The following is a 21,121-nucleotide window of genomic DNA, read 5'->3' as shown; positions in this document are numbered from 1 at the left end:
ACGTCACCCGGATGGCCGTGCGTGCGTGCCCCGAGTCCCGGTCACCGGTTCAGACCAATTTCGGCGGTACTGGATCGAGCAAGTTCGCCCAGCCCTACCCATCCCTCTCGATCACCGGTGATCCTGCCTGAGGGTTCCCGCTCTCCGGGACCGCACTCGACCGAGGGGTGGGGTCATGAAACTCGCCGCCGCTTTCCTGCTCTTCCTGACGACGATCCTCGCCGGCACACCAGCGGAAGCCGGGCAGACCTCGCTCAAAGCCGCCGACCCCAGCGTTCTCCGGGTCGGCTCCACCTACATCGGCGTGCAGTCGTCGGGCGGCGGGATCGTCGTCCGGCAAGCCCCCTCACCGGACGGCCTCGCGAGCGCCGCCGCGCGGCGGATCTGGGCGGACACCCGGGGACTCGGGGAAGTCTGGGCGCCGGAGATCGTCACCGACGGCGGCCGCTTCTACGTCTACTTCACCGCCGGTACCGGGGCCGCGCACCGGATGTACGTCATCAGCTCGACCACCGCCGACAGCGGGTACACCGGCGAAACCCAGCTCGCGCTCCCCGATGGCAAGTGGGCCATCGACGGCACCCTCTTCACCTTCAACGGCCAGCGGTGGTTCGTCTGGTCCGGGTGGGCCGGCGACACCAACGTCGAGCAGAACCTCTACATCGCCCGGATGAGCAGTCCGACTCAGCCGACCGGTGCGCGGTACATCATCTCGCAGCCGCGCGAAAGCTGGGAGCGCGTCGTCGGCAACCCGTACATCAACGAAGCACCCGAGGCCATCAAGGACCCGAACGGCCGGCTGCACATCGTCTACTCGGCCAACGGCAGCTGGAGCGACCAGTACTGCATCGCCGAGCTCCGCCTGCGCGCCGGCGGCGACCCGACCTACGTGTGGGACTGGTACAAGTCGAACGGGTGCCTCTTCGGGTCGAACCGCGCCACGATGATGGCCGGCTGGGATCCGACGCTGTACGTCAACGGGCCCGGCCACAACACCTTCGTCCTGCTGAACGGCGACATCGCGACCAGCCCGCCCGCCGGCCCGCGGTTCCCCCTGATGTTCCACGCCGTCCCGAAGGGAACGCCGTACTCCTGGGCGAACCGCTCCTGGTACACCGGCACGTTCTGCTGGTGGGGGTCGACGACCTACAGCCGCGCGAACGTCCCGGGCGCGAACACCGACACCGGGTTCAGCCTGAAGTTCTTCGAATGAGGGGGCCGACGGGCCGGGGCATGGCCCGCCGGCCGGTTCCTCACACCAGCGACGCCGTCAGGCCGCCGTCGAGGACGTAGTGGCTGCCCGTGATCCAGGTCGCGCGGTCGGACGCGAGGAACGCCGCCACCTCCGCGATGTCCTGCGGGGTGCCGAGCCGGCCCTGCTTCGCCGCGACGAGGTCGCCGAACGGGACCTGGGTCGCCGCCTCGAAGTCGGGGACCAGGCGCTCGACCATGGCCGTGTCGGCGAAGCCCGGGCACACCGCGTTCACCCGGATGCCGGCCGGCCGCATCTCGACCGCCGCGACGCGGGTCAGCTGGATGACCGCCGCCTTCGTCGCGCAGTAGGACCCGAGCAGCGGGCTGCCGCCGATGCCCGCGATCGACGCGATGTTGACGATGTTCCCCTTGGACTCCACCAGGTGCGGGGTCGCCGCCTTCATCGTCACGAACGTGCCGCGCACGTTGACCGCGAAGATCTTGTCGAAGCTCTCCGTCGACTGCTGCAGCAGCGGCGACGCCACCTCGATGCCGGCGTTGTTGACCAGGACGTCGAGGCCGCCGAGGAGGTCGACCGCCTGCTGGACGGCCGCCTGGACCTGGCCTTCGTCGGTGACGTCGCAGTTGGCGACGCCGGCGGCGCCGATCTCGTCGGCCGCCTGCTTGGCCGCGTCGGCGTTCATGTCGCTCACCACGACCCGGGCGCCGCGTTCGGTGAACAGCGTCGCGATCGCCTTGCCGATGCCCGCGCCGGAGCCGGTGACGAAGACGCGCTTTCCCTCGAGTTCGGACATGCTGGTTCCTCTCACATCGCTTCGATCTTGGGCAGGATCTCTTCTTTGAGACGCTTCATGTCGTCGAGCGTCTTCGCAACCGGGACGTCCTGGAACGGCGGCCACAGGAACGGCATCGTCAGCCCGGCTTCCTTATAGCGCTTGAGCTGGTCGGTGATCTGCCCTTCGGACCCGACGAGCAGGTTGGTGCCCTTGCCCAGGAAGGACTGGTCCATGTCCTGGTCGGTGATGACGAACCAGATCATGCTGGAGATCTCGAGGTCGTCGACCGAGCGCGGGGTGTCGAGGGCTTCCAGTTCGCGCTGGATCTCGGTGCGCCACTTCTTGATGTCGTCGGGCGAGTCCTGGATGCCGATCCAGCCGGCGAGGTTGTACTTCGCGATGCGGCTCGCCGAACGCTTGGCGTCCTTGAGGCCGCTGAAGAAGATCGGCGGGTGCGGCTTCTGCACCGGCTTCGCGCCGAACCCGCTGCGCTGGAAGTCGGCGAACTCGCCGTGGTACTCGAACAGGTCGTTGGTCCAGATGCCCTGCATGATCTCCAGGGTTTCGCGGACGTGCTTGTGCCGCTTCGGGTAGATGTGCGACGCGCTCGCGGCGGCGAACTCCTCGGGCATCCAGCCGGAGCCGACGGCGACGTTCAGCCGGCCGCCCGACAAGTGGTCGATGGTCGCCAGCTCCGCGGCGAGGACGCCGGGGGAGCGGTAGGGCGTGTCGATGATGCTCATCCCGATCCGCACCTTCGACGTCTTCGCAGCGAGCCAGGGGATCAGCGGCATGCCCTGCAGGAACTCGCCCCGCGAGCTCACCGGCAGGCCCTTGGGGAACCCCTCGATCATGCCGAAGGCGTGCTCCATCTCCTCGGTGTCCGACGTCTCCGGGACGATGATCCGGTCGAGCGTCCAGACGGAGTCGAAGTCGAGGTCCTCGGCCAGGGCGGTCAGGTCCTCGAGCTCCCGCACGGTCACCTTGTCGCGGAAGTTCGGCAGGTAGAGGGCGAGTTTCATGGTGTTCCTTCCAGCTGGGTGGTGAGGGTCGTGCGGATCTCGGCCTTGAGGACCTTGCCGACGGTCGAGCGGGGGAGCTCCGGCCAGACTTCGATCTGCTTGGGCGCCTTGACGCTGCCGATCCGGTCCTTGACGAACGCGACCAGCTCGCCGGCGTCCAGTTCGGCGCCGGGTCTCAGCTGGACGACCGCCGTGACGCGCTCGCCCCACTTGTCGTCGGGCAGGCCGATCACGGCGCAGTCGCGGACGGCCTCGTGGGCCATCACGGCCTGCTCGACCTCGGCGGAGTAGACGTTGAACCCGCCGGTGATGACCATGTCCTTGGCGCGGTCGACGATGTGGAGGAAGCCGTCGCCGTCGAGGAAGCCGATGTCGCCGGTGTGGTGCCAGCCGTAGGCGGACGCCTCCGCCGTCGCCTCGGGGTTGCGGTAGTAGCCCGCCATCACCAGCGAGCCGCGCACGCAGATCTCGCCGCGTTCGCCTTGCGGTACCGGCTTTCCTTCGGCGTCCAGGATCGCCACCGTGACCAGCGGGGACGGGCGGCCCGCCGACGACAACCGTCCCGTGTGGACGGTGCCGTCCGGGTGCCGGTGCTCGGCCGGCGACATCGTGGAGATCATCATCGGGGCCTCGGACTGGCCGAAGAGCTGGGCCATCGGCCCGATCCGGTCGAGGGCTTCGGTGAGCCGGGCCGTCGACATCGGCGCCGCGCCGTACCAGAAGCACTGCAGCGACGAGAGGTCCGTCGTGTCCAGGGCCTCGTGGCCGAGCACCAGGTAGATGAGCGTCGGCGGCAGGAACGTGTGGGTGACGCGGTGGCGTTCGATCAGCTCCAGGAACCGGCCGACGTCGGGTTTGGGCATGATCACGACCTCGCCGCCGCGGGCGAGGACCGGGAAGCACAGGACGCCGGCCGCGTGGGTCAGCGGGGCCAGCGCCAGGTACACCGGGCGCCCCTCGAAGGGGTAGCTCATCAGCGTGATCGCCGACATGACCTCGAGGTTGCGGTCGGTGAGCATGACGCCCTTGGGGCGGCCGGTGGTGCCGCCGGTGCCGACCAGGGCGACGACGTCGTCGGGCTGGGCGGCCGCGGCGGAGGGGTCGTCTTCCGCCTGGGCGATCCAGTCCCGGAAACCGGGCGCGCAGCCGTCGCCGTCGCCGAGGCGGACGAGCGTGGTCAGCTTCGGCAGGTTCGGGGCGATCTTGCCGACCAGGTCTTCGAAGGCGGGCTGGAAGATCAGCGTGGTGCAGTCGAACAGGTCCAGCAGCTCGGCGTTCTCGCCGGCGGCGTTGCGCGGGTTGATCGGGCACCAGACGGCGCCCGCCCGGGAGATGCCGAAGACGCAGGTGAACGCGGTCGGGTCGTTGGCCGAGAGGATGCCGACCTTGTCGCCGGGCGCGACCCCCGACCGGCGCAGGGCGCGGGCGACGGCCTCGGCGAGTTCGACGACTTCGCCGTAGGAGCGGGAGACCCCGTCGAGGGTGAGGCAGGGCGCCCCGGGGTCCAGTGAGGCGCCTTTTTCCAGGTAGAAGAACAGAGACATCGTCGTCCCTTCCGAACTCCGCCGGCGGCTGGTGACGACCTTGGCCGCCGTTTGGACGAATGTCAAGATTTTCTTGGACGATTGGTCAGAGAAGGTTGCGATGGTATGTTCGGCCGGTGACCAGCGCAGCCGCCGTGAGGCGCCGAGTCGACAAGTTCGAGGACCGCCGCCGGGAACTGGCCGACGCGGCGCTTCTCGCCCTGGCCGACCTCGGCTACGCCCGCACGAGCCTGCGCACGATCGCCGAGCACACGAAGTTCTCGCACGGGCTGCTGCACTACTACTTCGCCGACAAGGTCGAGCTGATCACCTACTGCGTGCGGCGGTACAAGGAAGCATGCGTGCAGCGGTACGAGGGCGGGGTCGGGCACGCCGACACCCCCGAGGACCTCGCGGCGGCGTGCGCCGACGGTCTGGCGGCGGCGCTCGAGGAAGCCCCGCTCATGCACCGGCTCTGGTACGACCTGCGCACGCAGTCGATGTTCGAGGAAGCGTTCCGCGCCGACGTCGCCGAGATCGACACGGGGCTGCAGGACATGATCTGGCGCAACGTGTCGGCGTACGCCGAGCTCGCGGACGCGTCGCCGAACTGCTCCCCATCGGAGGCGTACGCGCTCTTCGACGGCCTGTTCCAGCAGGCGCTGCTGCGCCACCTTTCGGGGACGCCCGAAGCGCTGGACGACTTCCGCGCCGGTGTCCGCGAGCTGTTCCCGCGGCTGGTCGGCTGAGCCCGGTCGCTACCCGGCGCCGGGTTCGGTGAGCACGCACCGCGTCCCGTGGTAGATCGTCGGCATGCAGCGGTTGCAGTGGACGCACAGGCCCCGGACGCCCGCGTCCGCTCGCATGCGGTGCACCAGATCCGGTTCGCGCAGCAGTGCCCGGGCCAGCGCGACGAACGCGAACCCCTCCGCCATCGCCCGGTTCATCGTCTCGACCGTGGTGATCCCGCCGAGCAGGATCAGCGGCATGCTCAGCGCGGCGCGGAACTGGCGGGCCCGGTCGAGCAGGTACGCCTCGCGGTAGGGGTACTCGCGCAGGAAGAACCGGCCGCCCACGCGCAGGCCGAGCCGCGCCGGCTGGGGGAACGCCGCCGCGAAGTCGCGGGCCGGGGCGTCGCCGGTGAACAGGTACATCGGGTTGAGCAGTGAACTGCCCGCGGTCAGTTCCAGGGCGTCGAGGCCGCCGTCGGCTTCGAGCCACCGGGCGACTTCGATGCTTTCGTCCAGCCAGAACCCGCCGGGGACGCCGTCGTCCATGTTCAGCTTGGCGGTGATCGCCAGGCGGTCGCCGACCGCGTCGCGCACCGCCCGGGCGATCGCCAGGGCGAGGCGGGCGCGGTTGGCGAGGCTGCCGCCGTAGCCGTCGGTGCGGTGGTTGAGCCGCGGGCTGAGGAACGCGCTCACGAGGTAGTTGTGTCCGAAGTGGATTTCCACGGCGTCGAAGCCGGACGCCAGCGCCGTGCGGGCCGCCTCCGCGTGCGCCTCGACGATCCGGGTCAGGTCGGCCGCGGTGGCGGCGCGCGTCGGACGCAGGCCGAGCGGGCTGAACCGGCGGGTCGGTGACAGCGCGGGCAGCCGGTTCGACGCCGCGTTCGCCACCGGCCCGGCGTGCCCGATCTGCGCGCAGGCCGCCGCGCCTTCGGCGTGGATCGCGTCGGTGAAGCGGCGCAGGCCGGGGACGGCTTCGGGGCGCATCCAGATCTGGTGGCGGTCCGTGCGGCCTTCCGGGGACACCGCGCAGTAGGCCAGCGTGGTCATCCCGACGCCGCCGCGGGCCGGCCGCCGGTGGTACTCGATCAGCTCGTCGGTGACGAGCGCGTCCGGCGTCCGGCCTTCGAACGTGGCCGCCTTGATGACGCGGTTGCGCAGCTCGACCGGGCCCAGCCGGGCCGGGGCGAACACGTCGGGGGCGCTCACAGCGCGTCCAGCCCGGCGACGACGAACGACCGCACCGCGGCGAGCGGGAGCCCCGGCGGGCGGGGTGCCGGCGCCGCGGGCGTGCCGAACACCTGCAGCAGCACCTGGAACGCGAGCGTCCAGCGGGCGGCCGCCTGCTCGGCGGTCAGGTCCGGCCGGGCCGCGCGCAGCAGCCCGACCCACGGGTCGAGGCTGAACCACGGCGACTGCCAGTGCATTCGTTGCCCGGAAAGGAGAACCCGGCCGAGCAGGTGCAGCCGGAGGTGGCCGACCGGGTCCGCGGCCAGGCCGGCCAGCGGCTCCAGGACGGCGTCCGCCAGGTCCGCCGCGGCGGGCACCCAGCCCTGCTGCCGCCGTCGCTCGAGGTCGTCGAGCACGTCCCGCCAGACGGGTGCCAGCCGGTCCTCCAGCATCGCCGCGACCAGCGCGTCCTTCGAGCCGAAGTGGTAGTGGACGGCGGCCGGGTTGAGCCCGGCCGCCGTGCAGATCGCCCGGACGGACACGCGGTCGTAGCCGGTGTCCAGCAGCAGCCGTTCCGCCGTGGCCAGCAGCCGGTCCCGCGTCGAGTCGATCGTTTCCGCCATCCGCCGAGTACACCACCGCGCGGTCCGGCGTTCAAGCACTGATTCAATCAGTGATTGATTCTCGCTCCGGTCTTCGCCTGGACCTCGTCGAACTCGACGTCCGGGGCGAGTTCGACGAGCTCGAGCCAGTCCGGGGTGATGTCGAGGACGCACAGGTCGGTGATGATCCGCTGGACGACGCCGCGGCCGGTGTAGGGCAGCGTGCACTCGTCGAGGATCTTGGGCGAGCCGTCGCGGGCGACGTGCTCCATCAGGACGATGACCTTCTTCGCGCCGTGGACCAGGTCCATCGCGCCGCCCATGCCCTTGACCATCTTGCCGGGGATCATCCAGTTCGCGAGGTCGCCCGAGGCGGAGACCTGCATCGCGCCGAGGACGGCGGCGTCGATCTTGCCGCCGCGGATCATCCCGAACGACATCGCCGAGTCGAAGAACGACGCGCCCTTCCGGACGGTGACCGTCTCCTTGCCCGCGTTGATCAGGTCCGCGTCGACCTCGTCCTCGGCCGGGTAGGGGCCGACGCCGAGGATGCCGTTCTCCGACTGCAGGACCAGTTCGACGTCGTCGGGGACGTAGTTGGGCACCAGGGTCGGCAGGCCGATCCCGAGGTTGACGTAGTCGCCGTCACGCAGTTCCGCGGCGGCGCGGGCGGCCATCCGGTTGCGGGTCCAGGCCATCTCAGGCGCCCTCCTCGGCGATGCGCACGGTGCGCTTTTCGATCGGCTTGTCCGCGGCCTGCGCGGGCGTCAACGCCACCACGCGGTGGACGAACGCGCCGGGCAGGTGGACGTCGTTCGGGTTCAGCTCGCCGGGCTCGACCAGCTCCTCGACCTCGGCGACGGTGACCCGGCCGGCCATCGCGGCCAGGGGGTTGAAGTTGCGGGCCGCGTCCTTGAAGACGAGGTTGCCGTGCCGGTCGCCGCGCCAGGCGCGGACCAGCCCGAAGTCGGCGACGATCGCGCGTTCGAGGACGTACTCGTGGTCGTCGAACGTCTGTTTCTGCTTCGCCGGGCTGGACTTGGCGACGGTGCCGTCGGCGGCGTACTTCCACGGCAGGCCGCCGTCGGCGACCTGGGTGCCGACGCCGGTGGCGGTGAAGAACGCGGGGATGCCGGAGCCGCCGGCGCGCAACCGCTCGGCGAGCGTGCCCTGCGGCGTCAGCTCGACCTCGAGCTTGCCGGACAGGTACTGGCGCGCGAACTCCTTGTTCTCCCCGACGTAGGAGGCGACGACGCGGCGGAGGCGGCCCGCGCCCAGCAGGACGCCGAGGCCCCAGCCGTCCACGCCGGCGTTGTTCGACACGACCTCGAGGTCCGTGGCTCCGGCTTCGAAGAGCGCTTGGACGAGAACGGCGGGGACCCCGCACATCCCGAACCCGCCGACAGCGAGCGTGGCGCCGTCGGGGACGTCGGCGATGGCTTCCCCGGCTGAAGCGAACACTTTGTCCATGGCGGTCATCAGACTTCGGTGGGTTGTCTGTGGTCAACCAGTGAACGCCCTTGAGCTGGGAATCGTTCGTCTGGTGGTCGGTTTCGATGGGGTAGTGTCCGTTGAGTGGACGCACCTGTGGATCTCGTCGGGCGGGCTCATTCGGCTTTGCGGGCCGTTGCGGCGTTTGAGCCTGGTGGGGCTACGACGACTGCCGTGGCTCGGGAAGCCGGGTTGCCGCGGCCTACCGTGCATCGGCTGCTGACTTCGCTGCAGGGCGTCGGGTTGGTGGAGCGCGACGCCGACCGCTGGGTGCTGGGGCCGGAGCTTTACTTCCTCGGGGTTGCCGCTTCTCGGCGTTACGACGTCACTGAGGCCGCGTTGCCGGTTGTGCGGCGGTTGGCTTTGGCTACCGGGGAGAGTGCCTTCTTTTCCGCGCGGCGGGGGGAGGAGACCATTTGTTTGATTCGGGAGGATGGGGCTTTTCCGATTCGGAGCCATGTTTTGTTCGAGGGGGCGCGGTTTCCGTTGGGGGTCGTTTCGGCGGGGATGGTTGTGCTGGCTCATCTGCCGGATCGGGAGGTCGATGAGTATCTGGCTCGGGTGGATCTGGTTGCCGATCATGGGCCGCAGCATGATGTCGGTGAGATTCGGCGGCACATCGCTTTGACTCGTCAGCGGGGGTATTCGGTCAACCCGGGGCTTGTGGTGGAGGGTAGTTGGGGTTTGGCTGCTGCTGTTTTTGATCAGGGTGAGTCGCCTCGGTGGGCTTTGACTTTGACTGGGGTTGAGCATCGGTTTGGGGCTGATCGGATTCCGCAGTTGGGGGCTTTGTTGCTGCGGGAGGCTCATGCTCTTTCGGAGAGTTTGGCTCGTGGTCGGTCTTGAGTGAGGAACCCGTGCGCTCTGGGCTTGGGTTGTTCGCAACCCCGAAGCCTGATTGTGACTACGGCCGGCGGCACCGCGTCAAGGCGGGAAAGCGTGCCTTGACCCGGCGTCGCCGGCCGTGTTCTGGCTTCGGATCGGGGTTGCGGGAGGTCTGGGCTCCGGGGGGGGGGCATTCGCGGCCCGGTCGCTCGCTGAGCCGGCGCTCAGCCTCGCGGCGGGCTAAGCCGAGCTGGCGCTCAGCCTCACGGAGGCTCAGCCGAGCTGGGTGCTCAGCCAAGCAGGGACCCAGCCGAGCTGGCGCTCAGCGCGCGGAGGGCTCAGCCGAGCTGAGCGCTCAACCTCTGCGCGGCCGCCATCACCAATCTCCCCAGCTCTTCCGGGTCTGGCGCCTCGAACAGCGACAACCCGATGCTCGTCTCCGGCTGGTCTCTCCCCGTGCGTACTACAGCGGAAATGCCCGTTATGCCCGGTGCTATCTCGCCCTTCGACACCGCGTACCCCCGCTCCCGCGCCAAAGTCACCTCTTCGCGCTCGCCCTCCAGCGGTGGCCCCGCCGCCAGCAGGGCCAGGCCCGCCGAGCCTCGGCCGATCGGGTCCAGCTGCCCTGAGCGGAATGCCACGTGCATCGCCGCCCTTCTCGGCTCCACGATCATCAGCATGCGGACCTGGTCCGCGTTCTCGCGCACCACCAAGTGGGCCGATGCCTGGGCCGAGTCCGTCAGCTCCTCCAGCACCGGCCTCGCCAGCGTGCGCAAGTCCTGCTCCACCGGCTCGGCCAGCCTCACCAAGCCCGTGCCCAGCGAGATGCGCTTGAAGCGGTCGCGGCGGCACAAGTAGTGCGCCTCCAGCGTCCTCACCAGGCGGTGCGCGACCGTCCGGTGGACGCCGATGCCGTCCGCTATTTCGGTCAGCGTCAGGCCTCCCGGGTGCTGGACCAGCAGCTCCAGTACCTGCAGCCCGTGGTGCAACGTCTTCGATGTCCCGGACGCGGGCAGCGTCGATTCCAACACGCGGCTCCCTTGACGAGGCGAAAGTGGCGACCTACTGTCCTACACATATTCGCACACTGCGTGCGAATATAGCACGTATAGGCAACAGGGACAACGGAGGTTCCGATGGTGGCGACCGAGGACGTCGTGGCCGTTCACCAGCTCTACGGGCGGCAGAGCCACGCCATCGACTCCGGCCGCGCCGCCGAATGGGCCGCCACCTTCACCTCCGATGGTGAGTTCCACTCGCCGACCTATCCCGAGCCCGCCGTCGGCAGTGGTGCGCTGACCGCGTTCGCCGAGCGCTTTCACGCCTCCGGGGAGACGCTCAGGCACGTGGTCAGCACCATCCACGTCCGCCCGGGCGATACCGCGGACACCCTGCGCGCCGATGCCTACCTGCAGATCGTCGCCAGTACGCACCTCGTGCGCCTGACCGTCCTCGAGGACGAGCTCGTCCGCGTCGGTGCTGGCTGGCTCGTCCGGCGGCGCACCGTTCACCGCGATTCCTGATCCACCACGAAAGAAGAGAGAACGAACGATGACGACCCACGAGCCCACCGGTCCCGGGCGGGTCCTGCACCAGCCGGTCACCACGCTGTACCCCGAGTTCCCCGGCAAGGTCGCCGTGGTCACCGGCGCCGCCCGGGGCATGGGTGCCCGCTTCGCTTCCTCGCTCGCCACGCGCGGGGTCGACGTCGTCGGTGGCGACATCGATGGTGACGCCATGACCGCCACCGCCGCCGAGCTGACCGCGGCCCTGGCCGAAAGCTCCCTCGAGGCCAAGCCCGGCCGGATCGTGTCCGCCACTCTCGACGTCACCAAGGCCGGTGACCACCTCGCCCTCGCGCAGCGCGCGATCGACGAGTTCGGGCGGATCGACTTCTGGGTCAACAACGCCGGCATCTTCCCGTTCGCCGAGGTTCCCGAGATCACGCCGGAACAGATCCGGGCGACGCTCTCGGTCAACGTCGAGGGCGTGCTGTTCGGCGCCCAGGCCGCGGCGAAGCACATGCGTCCGGGTAGTGCGATCGTCAACATGTCCTCGGTGTCGGCCGTGCGCGTGCGCAAGGGCCGTGGCGCCTACTGCAGCTCCAAGGCCGCCGTCGCGCACCTCACCGAGTCGCTCGCCGTCGAGCTCGGCGACCAGGGCATCCGCGTCAACTCGATCGCGCCCGGCTACATCGACACCGAGATGACCCGGTGGATCCAGGACGACGCCCCCGCGCTGGCCAAGGCGCTCGATGCCGTCCCGCTGCACCGGATCGGCTCGCCCGAAGAGGTCGCCGGTGTCCTGTTGTTCCTGCTCTCGGACAGCGCCCGGTACGTGACCGGGCACAGCATCGCCGTCGACGGCGGGTCGCGTCATGTCTGAGTACCCGGACGTCGTCCTCGTCACCGGTGCGGCGGGCGGCATGGGCGCGTCCCATGCTCACGCGCTCGGGGCCGTCGGTGTCCACGTCTGTGTCGCCGACGTCGCCGATCCGTCCGAGGTGGTCGGCAAGATCGTCGCCGACGGTGGGTCGGCCTCGGCGCACCACCTCGACGTCACCGATGCCGCGCAGTGGGACGCCGTGATCGCGGATATCAAGGCGCAGCAGGGAAAACTCGGCGGGCTCGTCAACAACGCCGGGATCTCGCGGCGGCTGGAGTTCCTGGACACCACCGCCGAGGTGTGGGACCGGGTTCTCGCGGTCAATCTGACCGGACCTTTCCATGGGATGCACGCGGCCGCCCCGCTCATGCGTGACTCCGGGGGCGGGTCGATCGTCAACATCTCGTCGATCTCCGGGCAGATCGGGTACTTCTCGCCCGCGTACTCGGCCAGCAAGTGGGGCCTGACGGGACTGTCCAAATCGGCCGCCGGGAACTTCGCGCGGTGGGGCATCCGGGTCAACTCCGTCCACCCCGGACTCGTCGGCACGGCGCTGCTGGCCGGGGCCGACAAGTTCGTGCAGTCCGCTGTGGAGAGTGTCCCGGCGGGCCGGATGGGCCGCCCGGAGGAGATCACGGACGCCGTGCTCTTCCTGCTGTCGGACCGGTCCACCTACATGACCGGCAGCGAGGTCACCGTCGACGGCGGCCTCGTCTCCAACGGGCTCTACCACCGCATCGTCGCGGAGTCGGGAGGTGACCTCGGATGAGCACCGGGGAGTACGACGTCGTCGTCGTGGGCGGCGGGGGAGCGGGCCTCGCCGCGGCCGTGTCCGCCGCCGAGCGCGGCGCTTCCGTCCTGCTGTTCGAGGCCGAGAAGGAGCTCGGTGGCTCGACGCAGCTGTCGGCGGGCATGTTCACCGCGGCCGGCACCAGTGTCCAAAGGGGACTGGGCATCGAGGACACGCCGGAGAAGTTCTTCCAGCACTACATGGACCTGAACCAGTGGCAGCTCAAGCCCGGGCTGGTCCGCGCGTTCTGCGAAGAGGCCGGCCCGGCGCTGGAGTGGCTGATCGGGCTGGGCGCCGAGATCCCGGCGAAGGTGTCGCACAACGCGCACTCGCCGGGCCTGACCCGGGCCGGGGTCGAGGACGTCTGGCGCGCGCACGTCCCGAAGGACCAGGGCTACGGCCTCGTCCAGGTCCTCGACCGGGCGAGACGCAAGGCCGGCGTCGAAGCCGTGCTGAACACGCGCGTGGAACGGCTGCTCGTCGACGCCGGGCGCGTCACCGGCGTCGTCGCCGACGGCATCGAGGTCACCGCGAAGGCCGTGATCGTCACGACCGGCGGGTTCGCCCAGGACCCGGCCCTGGTCACGCGGTACTACCCGGCCGCCGACGCCGCGGGCGACGACCTGTTCGTCGTGGCGGCGGACGGCTCCCGGGGTGACCACCTGGCGTTCGGCGCGCAGGTCGACGCCGCCATCGCCGGGGACGGCTGGGGCCTGCTGCTGCCCACCGTTTACTTCCAGCGCCTGCACCACTGGCAGTCCGGCTTCCCACCGGTGTCGCGGATCATGGTCAACGCCCACGGCCGCCGGTTCATGGACGAAGACGCCTCCTACGCCGTGTCGGGCGGGATCATCGACCTCCAGGACGGTCCCGTGTGGACGGTCTTCGACGAGCAGGCCCGCGTGAGCCTGCCCGCCGGGTACGCGCACTGGGACGCCGACCACGTCCTGGCCGAAGCCGAGGCCGGCCGGACGGTCCGCGCCGACAGCGTCGAGGAGCTGGCCGGGAAGCTGGGCGTGCCCGCCGACGCGCTCCGGGCGACGATCGACCGCTGGAACGCCCACCTGCCCACCGGCGAGGACCCGGACTTCCTGCGCCACGAAACCCTGAAAGCCAAGGGCCGCACCGAACCGCCGGAGCCGCTCGGGAAACCGCCGTTCTACGCGGCGCGCACGCGGCCCGCCGAGCTCGTCTGCACCCACGCCGGACTCGAGATCGACGGCACCGCCGCCGTCCTCGACGCGCGCGGGGAGCGCGTGCCCGGCCTGTTCGCCGCGGGGGAGGCCGGAGCCGGCGTGCTCGGGCCGCGGTACGTCGGCGGCGGGAACGCCGTCGCCAACGCCATCACCATGGGCCGGGTCGCCGGCCGCACCGCCACTCACTCACCGTCGAGGAGCACCCCATGACCGTCCACACCGGACCCGCGAGCGTCGCGGTCGGGAGACGCACCGTCCGCAAGGTCGCCGTGCGGATCATGCCGATCGTCGGCCTGCTCTACATCTTCAACTACATGGACCGGGCCAACATCGGCTACGCCCAGCTGGGCATGGGCAAGGAACTCGCGATCAACGCGGCCACGTTCGGGGCCGCGTCGGCGATCTTCTTCCTCGCCTACGTCGTGTTCGAGGTCCCCAGCAACATGATCATGAAGCGGGTCGGCGCGCGGCTGTGGCTGAGCCGGATCGCGGTCAGCTGGGGCATCGTCACGGTCGTGACCGGGTTCGTCGCGAGCACGACGCACCTGTTCATCGCCCGGATCGTGCTCGGCATCGCCGAAGCGGGGCTGTTCCCCGGCCTGCTGCTGTACCTGACGCTGTGGTTCCGCGGCAAGGAACGCGGCCGCGCCATCGCGACGCTCGCCCTGGCCCAGCCGATCGCGCTGATCCTCGGCAGCCTCACCGGCGGCTGGATCCTCGACCACGCGCACTGGCTCGGGATGAGCAGCTGGCAGTGGGTGTTCGTGCTGCAGGGCGCGCCGGCCGTGCTCATCGGCGTCGTCACGTTCCTGTGGCTGCCGGACAAGCCCGCCGACGCGAAGTTCCTCACCACCGAGGAACGCACCTGGCTGCAGACCGAGATCGACAAGGAGTACGTGCCGGAGGAGAAGGAGACCTTCCTCGGCCAGCTGCGGGCGGTCCGCAACGGCAAGGTGCTGCACCTGGCGTTCTCGAACCTGTTCATCGCCTGCGGGCTGTACGGGCTGACGTTCTTCCTGCCGCTGATCGTCAAGCAGCTCGACCCGAAGTACTCCTCGACCAACATCGGGCTGCTCGGCGCGATCCCGTACGTCGTGGGCGCGGTCGGCATGCTGCTGCTCGCCCGCAACTCCGACCGGACCGGCGAACGCAAGGGGCACGTGATCGCGTTGGTGCTCATCGCGGCACTGGGCTTCTTCGGCGCCATCCAGTTCAAGTCGGTGCCGGCGTTGTCGCTGATCAGCCTGTCGCTGGCGGCGATCGGCGTGCTCGGCTACCTGGCGCCGTACTGGGCGATGGCGGCGAAGGTGCTGTCGAAGGAGCACACGGCCGTCGGGCTGGCGGCGATCAACTCGATCGCGGCGCTCGGCGGGTTCTTCGGCCCGTACGCGATCGGCTTGGCGGCGACGGACACCGACGTCACGGTCGGGCTGTACTTCCCGATCGGCTGCCTGGTGCTCTCGGCGATCATGCTCGCGTTCCTGAAGGTGCCCCGCGAGCGCAACTAGTTTCGATATTGACCAGTTGGTAGGGTGCGGGCATGGAGGCGGAGCTGGACTTCTGGTCGTTCGTCGAGCTGGCCAACCGCCGGCTCGCGACGGAGTACGGCTTCCGCCACCAGCTGGCCACCGAGGTGCTGCTGACCCTCAACCGGGCGTCCGACCTGGTCACCTACGACCTGGAGGCCGCGGTGCACCGGCCGCGCGGGCGGTCGTGGTCGGCGTTCCGGCTGCTGTTCGTGGTCTGGCTGGCCGGGCCCCTGGAACCGAAGAGCGCCGCCCGGCTCACCGGGATGAGCCGGGCGGCGGTGTCGAACCTGATGAAGCCGCTCGTCGCGGACGGCCTGCTCGACCGCGCCCCGGACGAGCGCGACGGCCGCTCGGTCCAGCTGTCGCTGACCGACGCGGGCCACGAAGAGATGGTGTCGGTGTTCCGCGAGCACAACGAGCGCGAGTTCGGCTGGACCGGCGCCCTCACCGAGGAAGAGCAGCGGATCCTGGTGCTGCTGCTGGGCAAGCTGATCACCGGCCGGGCCGGGGCCGACACCCGCAGCCGCAACTAGCCCTACCCGCGGAGCGGGCCGGGGGCTAGGCTGCCCAGAAGATAGTAAAAGCGTGAACTAAATCGGCCAGGAGGCGAACCATGGCGTACTACCGCCGAGCGGGGACCATCCCGCCGAAGCGGCACACCCAGCACCGCACCCCCGAAGGCGGGCTGTACTACGAAGAGCTGATGGGCGAGGAGGGCTTCTCCTCGGACTCCTCGCTCCTCTACCACCGCGGGGTGCCCTCGGCGATCGTCGGCGCGACGCCGTGGGACCTGCCCGACCAGACGCTCACCGAGAACCGCCCGCTGGTGCCGCGCCACCTCAAGCTGCACGAGCTGTTCGCGGGCAACGACTGGAAGAGCGCCGACGTCGTCACCGGCCGGCGGCTCGTCCTGGGCAACGGCGACGTCCGCATCTCCTACGTCGCCGCGGGGGAGGCCTCGCCGCTCTACCGCAACGCCGTCGGCGACGAATGCGTGTACGTCGAGTCCGGCGAAGCGCGCGTCGAAACCGTGTTCGGCCTGCTGGAAGCCCGGCAGGGCGACTACGTCATCCTGCCGCGCGCCACCACGCACCGCTGGGTACCGACCGGTGACGAGCCGCTGCGCGCGTACGTCGTCGAGGCGAACTCGCACATCACGCCGCCGAAGCGGTACCTGTCCAAGTTCGGCCAGCTGCTGGAGCACGCGCCCTACTGCGAGCGCGACCTGCACGGGCCCGAGGAGCCGCTGCTCGCCGAGGGCGAGGACGTCGAGGTGCTGGTCAAGCACCGCGGCTCGCGCGGCATCACCGGCACGCGGTACGTCTACCCGACGCACCCCTTCGATGTCGTCGGCTGGGACGGGTTCCTCTACCCCTACACCTTCAACATCGCCGACTTCGAGCCGATCACCGGCCGCGTGCACCAGCCGCCGCCCGTGCACCAGGTGTTCGAGGGCCACAACTTCGTCATCTGCAACTTCGTCCCGCGCAAGGTCGACTACCACCCCCTGGCCGTGCCGGTGCCGTACTACCACTCCAATGTGGACTCCGACGAGGTGATGTTCTACTGCGGCGGCAACTACGAGGCCCGCAAGGGATCCGGGATCGCCCAGGGCTCGATCAGCCTGCACCCGGGCGGGCACAGCCACGGCCCGCAGCCCGGCGCGGTCGAACGCTCGCTCGGCGCGGAGTTCTTCGACGAGCTGGCCGTCATGGTCGACACGTTCCGGCCGCTCGAACTCGGCGAGGGCGGGCTGGCGAGCGAGGACCCCGGCTACGCGTGGACCTGGTCCGGACGGGGGCCGGTGGCGTGATCCCCGACCTCTTCGCCGGGCTGTGCGACGACGCCGCGGTGTTCCCGCCGGGCCTGGCACCGCTGCCGGACGCCGTCGCCGCGCACGACAGGCACACGAAGGCCTGGTACCGCGACCTCGTCGGCCCGCTGGTGCTCGCCGCCCCGGCGCTCGACGCGCTGGCCGACCTGCTCGGGCCGCGCGAGAACCCGCTGCCGGTCGCGGTGACGCTGCCCGGCGGTCCCGCGCAGCTGCCCGGCGTGCTCGCCGCCGTACCCGCCCTGCCGGTGGACCTGCGGGCGCTGGAGATCGCCGTGCCGGACGGCATGGGGCCGGACGAAGTCCTCGACGCCGTGTCGGCCGCGACCGCTCCCGTGTACGTCGAGATCCCGCGGGACGACCGGCGCGGCCCGCTGCTGCGGGCGCTCGCGGGGACGGGCCACCGGGCGAAGTTCCGGACCGGGGGCGTCCGCGCCGACCTGTACCCGTCGGAGGCCGAGCTGGCCGCCGCGATCTGCGATGCCGTCGACGCCGACGTCCCGTTCAAGGCGACCGCGGGGCTGCACCACGCGCTGCGCAACACCGACCCGGAGACCGGCTTCGAGCAGCACGGGTTCCTCAACCTGCTGCTCGCCGCCGGCGACCCAGACCACGCCGAGGCGCACCTGGCCGAGCGGGACGGCGCGGTCGTGGCAGGACTGGTCCGGGACCTCGACGACGGCGTCCGCACGCGGTTCGCGTCGTTCGGCACGTGCAGCATCACCGACCCCCTGACCGAGCTGGCCGCGCTCGGCCTGCTGCCCCGAGGAGAGGCATGACCACGATCGACATCCCCGCCGGTTCCCCGTTCGGCACCGCGAACCTGCCCTACGGCGTGTTCTCGGTGGACGGCGACGCCCCGCGCGTCGGCGTCCGCGTCGGGGACTCGGTGCTCGACCTGGCTCGCGCGCTCGGCGACGACGTCTTCGCCGCGCCGACGCTGAACCCGTTCATGGCGCAGGGGTACGACCGCTGGGTGGCCGTCCGGTCGCGGGTGACCGAGCTCGTGGCCGGCGAGGTCCCGGACGACGCCGTCCACGCGGTCGCCGACGTCACCCTGCACCTGCCGATCGAGGTCGCGGACTACGTCGACTTCTACGCCTCCGAGCACCACGCGTCGAACGTCGGGCGGCTGTTCCGGCCGGACGCGGAACCGTTGCTGCCCAACTGGAAGCACCTGCCGGTCGGCTACCACGGGCGGGCCGGGACGGTACTGGTGTCGGGCACGGACGTCGTCCGGCCGAGCGGCCAGCGCAAGGGCGACCCGGCGCCGGTGTTCGGCCCGAGCACCCGCCTGGACATCGAGGCGGAGCTCGGCTTCGTCGTCGGCACGGGCACGCCGCTGAACACCCCGATCGCGCCGGACGACTTCCCGCGGCACGTGTTCGGCGCGGTGCTGCTCAACGACTGGTCCGCGCGCGACATCCAGGCGTGGGAGTACGTGCCGCTGGGCCCGAACCTGGGCAAGAGCTTCGCGACGTCGATCTCGGCCTGGGTCGTGCCGATCCTCGCGCTGGAGGCCGCGCGGACCCCGCTGCCCGGCCAGGACCCGGAACCGCTGCCGTACCTGCGGGAAAGCCGGCCGTGGGGGCTGGACGTCGAGCTGGTCGTCGAGTGGAACGGCCAGGAGGTCAGCCGCCCGCCGTACCGCGAGATGTACTGGTCGCCGGCGCAGATGCTGGCCCACCTGACGGTCAACGGCGCGTCCTCGCGCACGGGCGACCTCTACGGCTCGGGCACGGTCTCGGGCCCGGAGAAGCACCAGCGCGGCGCGTTCCTGGAGCTGAGCTGGGGCGGCAAGGAACCGCTGACGGTCAAGGGCGAAGAGCGCAGCTTCCTGGAGGACGGCGACGAGGTGCTGATCACGGCGACCGCCCCGGGCGCGAACGGCGAGCGCATCGCGTTCGGCGAAGTCCGCGGCCGCGTCCTGCCCGCCGGCTAGGGCCAGGAAGGCGAGTACTGCACCGTCTTCCCGTCACGGACGCAGGTCGCCGCCGACGTCGTCGGCGTGACTGTCAGCGCCACGACCTCGGGGGCGCACTGCGGTGGCGGTGGAGCTTCGTCGCCGCCGGAGGTGAAGCCGACCACCGCGGCCACGCCCGCCGCCAGCACGAGCGCGCCCGCTCCCGCCCACACCAGCGTGCGAGCGGGCCGCGAGGGCGGCACCGGCGGGGCCACCCGCGGCCTGATCACCGCGGCGACCTCGATCCCGAACGGCTCCGAACGCCGAGGCGCGAAGCCTTCCTCGTCGGCGAGAAACCGTTCGTACACCGCGAGCGCGGTGGTCTCCGTCCGGGCCAGGGCGCCGGCGACCGTCACCGGATCGCCGTCCGGGCACAGGAACCCGTGCAACAGCACCAGCGGACGGCCGTACTCGTCGCGGGGTTCGCCGTGAGCTTCGGCCGCCGTCACCGCGTGCTCGGCCCAGACCAGCACGCCGTGCGGGGTCGCTGCCGCCCGGGACGGCACGTCGTCCAGCGGGGTCGCGGTCGCCTCCAGAAATCCGTGCTCCTCCAGGAAACCCGGGACCAGCAGCGCCGAGTACCCGCGCCGGCGGCCCCGGGCGACCAGGAACGGCCACGCGCGGCCCGTCACCAGTCACCCCAGCGGTCGCCGCCGAGGCGGGACACCGGCAGCTTCGCCTCGAGCACCGCGACCTGCCGCTGCAGTTCGCCGACGACCCGCCGCCGGGCTTGGACGAAGTCCTCGGCCAGCCGGTCGGCCTCGCCGAGCCGGGCCAGGCGGTCGGTGCGCTCGTTCGGGTCGTCGGGCGGGGACAGGGTGTCGAGCAGCAGCATCAGGCCGGATTCGGCGACGACGCCGGCGCCGACCGCGGCGGCCAGCGCCCGTGCGGCGTGCGCGGTGAAGTGCGCGCCGAGCGTCCGCAGGGCCTCGGCCGGGCCCATCCGCATCCGCCGTTGCGCGGCGTTCAGGAGTTCCTCGCGGGTGGCGCGGTCGAGGGCGAGTTCGGTCTGGCGCAGGATGTCCGGCACCACCACCGACAACGCGGCTTCGACGTTCCCCGGCCGGAACCGGCCTTCGGCTTTCTTGCGGACCGCGCCGTCGCGGAAGACGGCGAAGTCGTGTCCGACCGCGGTCACCGGGATCAGCCGCACGATCCGCCGGGCGCTGTGCACCTTGACGAGGTCGGCGAACCCCGGCGTTTCCATCAGCCGGTCGCGCACCATCCGCAGACGCTCGTTCTCGTCCGGGTGCAGGTGGTCGAGCAGGTCCCACTTGGTGATCACGAAGGCGATCGGGCTGCGCACCGGCAGCATGGCGTTGATCATCGCGTCGAGCGACGCTTCGAGCATGAGCGCGCCGCGCTGGTCGCCTTGGTGGGCCTGCAGCAGCCGGAAGCCGTCGATGATGCCGACGAGCGCGTCGGCGCCGGCGATCGCCTGCAGCAGTGTCGCCTGCGCGGTCGAGCCGGGCGCGTCCGGGTCGGTCAGCAGCTCGCCGGGGTACTCGAGGTAGCCGAGCTTGACGACGGGCTCGGTAGCCCCGCCGACGTCGGCCATCACGCTGAACTCGAACTCGCGCAGCTCGCCGCGGGTGGTGCCGCGCGGCCACTCCTCGTGGACGTCGGCCGCCTTGCGGTACCACCGGTTCAGCTCGATCAGCTGTTCGTGCGGCACGCGCAGGTAGAAGCCGCGGTCACCCGGGGTCTGCAGGCGGCGGTAGATGCCGGTCAGCAGCAAGGTCTTGCCCGAGCCCTGCAGCCCCAGCGTCACGATCCGGAACGCGGGGATCCCACCGGGCGGACCGGTGAGAACCGCGGCCGTGCGCACGCGGCGACGCCGCCGCAGGAGCAGCACGGCCACCAGCACCACGACTAAAGCGATCAGCAGGAGGCCCACGGTTTCTCCCCTTCCCTCATCGAGACGGAGCCGCGAGCGGGGCCGGTGATACACCCGGATTCCGAAGCGGACGGTGGACAAGAGCCCGGTGGGCGTGTTGGGCTGGGTGGGCAGCCGGGCGGTTATTCACCGACGTCGAGGAGCGCGGCACTGAGCCTGTGGGAGTATCTCCGCGAAA

22 protein-coding genes are annotated in these 21,121 nt (G+C 70.7%); 12 read left to right on the top strand and 10 right to left on the bottom strand.

The annotated features are described in order from the left end of the window. The first annotated feature begins 175 nt into the window (after positions 1-175). Positions 176-1,213, top strand: coding sequence for a glycoside hydrolase family 43 protein (locus ACZ7OH_RS30950; RefSeq protein WP_470284047.1), 1,038 nt, complete (start codon positions 176-178; stop codon positions 1,211-1,213). 40 nt (positions 1,214-1,253) lie between these two features. Here ACZ7OH_RS30950 and ACZ7OH_RS30945 read toward each other — a convergent pair whose 3' ends face one another. Genes ACZ7OH_RS30945 through ACZ7OH_RS30935 form a run of 3 tightly spaced genes read right to left on the bottom strand, consistent with a single transcriptional unit; the run spans position 1,254 to position 4,557 of the window. Next, positions 1,254-2,009, bottom strand: coding sequence for an SDR family NAD(P)-dependent oxidoreductase (locus tag ACZ7OH_RS30945; protein WP_470284046.1), 756 nt, complete (start codon positions 2,007-2,009; stop codon positions 1,254-1,256). Between the two features lie 11 nt (positions 2,010-2,020). Continuing rightward, entirely contained in the window at positions 2,021-3,013 is a 993-nt protein-coding gene (locus ACZ7OH_RS30940) for an LLM class flavin-dependent oxidoreductase (protein ID WP_470284045.1), read from the bottom strand. Next, a complete protein-coding gene (locus tag ACZ7OH_RS30935) occupies positions 3,010-4,557 on the bottom strand; it encodes an acyl-CoA synthetase (protein WP_470284044.1) in 1,548 nt (515 codons plus the stop codon). The genes ACZ7OH_RS30940 and ACZ7OH_RS30935 overlap by 4 nt, the downstream gene beginning before the upstream one ends. A 116-nt stretch (positions 4,558-4,673) precedes the next feature. On the opposite strand from ACZ7OH_RS30935, the gene ACZ7OH_RS30930 reads away from it, so the two are divergent. Further along, the gene (locus ACZ7OH_RS30930) at positions 4,674-5,285 is read left to right on the top strand and encodes a TetR/AcrR family transcriptional regulator (protein ID WP_470284043.1); all 612 of its coding nucleotides are present in this window, start codon (positions 4,674-4,676) and stop codon (positions 5,283-5,285) included. A gap of 9 nt (positions 5,286-5,294) precedes the next feature. Here ACZ7OH_RS30930 and ACZ7OH_RS30925 read toward each other — a convergent pair whose 3' ends face one another. Genes ACZ7OH_RS30925 through ACZ7OH_RS30910 form a run of 4 tightly spaced genes read right to left on the bottom strand, consistent with a single transcriptional unit; the run spans position 5,295 to position 8,506 of the window. After that, positions 5,295-6,473 (bottom strand): NADH:flavin oxidoreductase, encoded by a 1,179-nt coding sequence (locus ACZ7OH_RS30925; protein WP_470284042.1) that lies wholly within the window; start codon positions 6,471-6,473, stop codon positions 5,295-5,297. Then, positions 6,470-7,057 carry a TetR/AcrR family transcriptional regulator gene (locus tag ACZ7OH_RS30920; RefSeq protein WP_470284041.1) on the bottom strand — a complete coding sequence of 196 codons (588 nt, stop codon included), beginning with the start codon at positions 7,055-7,057 and terminating at the stop codon, positions 6,470-6,472. Before ACZ7OH_RS30920 ends, ACZ7OH_RS30925 begins: the two co-directional genes overlap by 4 nt. Before the next feature lie 47 nt (positions 7,058-7,104). Beyond that, positions 7,105-7,734 (bottom strand): 3-oxoacid CoA-transferase subunit B, encoded by a 630-nt coding sequence (locus ACZ7OH_RS30915; RefSeq protein WP_470284040.1) that lies wholly within the window; start codon positions 7,732-7,734, stop codon positions 7,105-7,107. 1 nt (position 7,735) lies between these two features. Next, positions 7,736-8,506, bottom strand: a complete 771-nt coding sequence (locus ACZ7OH_RS30910) for a CoA transferase subunit A (RefSeq protein WP_470284039.1) — start codon at positions 8,504-8,506, stop codon at positions 7,736-7,738. A 105-nt stretch (positions 8,507-8,611) separates the two neighbouring features. Between ACZ7OH_RS30910 and ACZ7OH_RS30905 the strand changes: the two genes are divergently transcribed. Beyond that, positions 8,612-9,373: an IclR family transcriptional regulator gene (locus tag ACZ7OH_RS30905; RefSeq protein ID WP_470284038.1), complete on the top strand. Its 762-nt coding sequence runs from the start codon at positions 8,612-8,614 to the stop codon at positions 9,371-9,373. 317 nt (positions 9,374-9,690) lie between these two features. Here ACZ7OH_RS30905 and ACZ7OH_RS30900 read toward each other — a convergent pair whose 3' ends face one another. Next, a complete protein-coding gene (locus ACZ7OH_RS30900) occupies positions 9,691-10,383 on the bottom strand; it encodes an IclR family transcriptional regulator (RefSeq protein ID WP_470284037.1) in 693 nt (230 codons plus the stop codon). Between the two features lie 105 nt (positions 10,384-10,488). Here ACZ7OH_RS30900 and ACZ7OH_RS30895 point away from each other — a divergent pair, with 105 nt between their 5' ends. The 9 genes from ACZ7OH_RS30895 to fahA all read left to right on the top strand — a co-directional run bounded on the left by ACZ7OH_RS30895 (position 10,489) and on the right by fahA (position 19,025). Continuing rightward, positions 10,489-10,875, top strand: a complete 387-nt coding sequence (locus ACZ7OH_RS30895; RefSeq protein WP_470284036.1) for a nuclear transport factor 2 family protein — start codon at positions 10,489-10,491, stop codon at positions 10,873-10,875. 28 nt (positions 10,876-10,903) lie between these two features. Then, complete coding sequence (locus ACZ7OH_RS30890; protein WP_470284035.1) at positions 10,904-11,737, top strand: SDR family NAD(P)-dependent oxidoreductase; 834 nt, start codon at positions 10,904-10,906, stop codon at positions 11,735-11,737. Next, positions 11,730-12,506, top strand: a complete 777-nt coding sequence (locus ACZ7OH_RS30885) for an SDR family NAD(P)-dependent oxidoreductase (protein WP_470284034.1) — start codon at positions 11,730-11,732, stop codon at positions 12,504-12,506. Before ACZ7OH_RS30890 ends, ACZ7OH_RS30885 begins: the two co-directional genes overlap by 8 nt. Then, positions 12,503-13,933 (top strand): FAD-dependent oxidoreductase, encoded by a 1,431-nt coding sequence (locus ACZ7OH_RS30880; protein WP_470284033.1) that lies wholly within the window; start codon positions 12,503-12,505, stop codon positions 13,931-13,933. Before ACZ7OH_RS30885 ends, ACZ7OH_RS30880 begins: the two co-directional genes overlap by 4 nt. Next, a complete protein-coding gene (locus ACZ7OH_RS30875; RefSeq protein ID WP_470284032.1) occupies positions 13,930-15,231 on the top strand; it encodes an MFS transporter in 1,302 nt (433 codons plus the stop codon). The genes ACZ7OH_RS30880 and ACZ7OH_RS30875 overlap by 4 nt, the downstream gene beginning before the upstream one ends. 32 nt (positions 15,232-15,263) lie before the next feature. Next, positions 15,264-15,785, top strand: a complete 522-nt coding sequence (locus tag ACZ7OH_RS30870; protein WP_470284031.1) for a MarR family winged helix-turn-helix transcriptional regulator — start codon at positions 15,264-15,266, stop codon at positions 15,783-15,785. 80 nt (positions 15,786-15,865) lie between these two features. Then, complete coding sequence (locus tag ACZ7OH_RS30865; protein ID WP_470284030.1) at positions 15,866-17,065, top strand: cupin domain-containing protein; 1,200 nt, start codon at positions 15,866-15,868, stop codon at positions 17,063-17,065. Beyond that, positions 17,032-17,862 (top strand): hypothetical protein, encoded by an 831-nt coding sequence (locus ACZ7OH_RS30860; RefSeq protein WP_470284029.1) that lies wholly within the window; start codon positions 17,032-17,034, stop codon positions 17,860-17,862. The genes ACZ7OH_RS30865 and ACZ7OH_RS30860 overlap by 34 nt, the downstream gene beginning before the upstream one ends. Beyond that, positions 17,859-19,025 carry a fumarylacetoacetase gene (gene fahA, locus ACZ7OH_RS30855; protein WP_470284028.1) on the top strand — a complete coding sequence of 389 codons (1,167 nt, stop codon included), beginning with the start codon at positions 17,859-17,861 and terminating at the stop codon, positions 19,023-19,025. The genes ACZ7OH_RS30860 and fahA overlap by 4 nt, the downstream gene beginning before the upstream one ends. Here the strand turns inward: fahA and ACZ7OH_RS30850 are convergent. Both ACZ7OH_RS30850 and ACZ7OH_RS30845 read right to left on the bottom strand, forming a co-directional pair. Further along, positions 19,022-19,678 (bottom strand): hypothetical protein, encoded by a 657-nt coding sequence (locus tag ACZ7OH_RS30850; protein WP_470284027.1) that lies wholly within the window; start codon positions 19,676-19,678, stop codon positions 19,022-19,024. The genes fahA and ACZ7OH_RS30850 overlap by 4 nt on opposite strands. Continuing rightward, entirely contained in the window at positions 19,675-20,943 is a 1,269-nt protein-coding gene (locus ACZ7OH_RS30845) for a hypothetical protein (protein WP_470284026.1), read from the bottom strand. The genes ACZ7OH_RS30850 and ACZ7OH_RS30845 overlap by 4 nt, the downstream gene beginning before the upstream one ends. Positions 20,944-21,121 lie beyond the last annotated feature (178 nt).

It is taken from the genome of Amycolatopsis sp. NPDC114478, assembly GCF_055633805.1.
The sequence above is the reverse complement of the archived record's forward strand: the minus strand, read 5'-3'. Positions and strand labels throughout refer to the sequence as shown.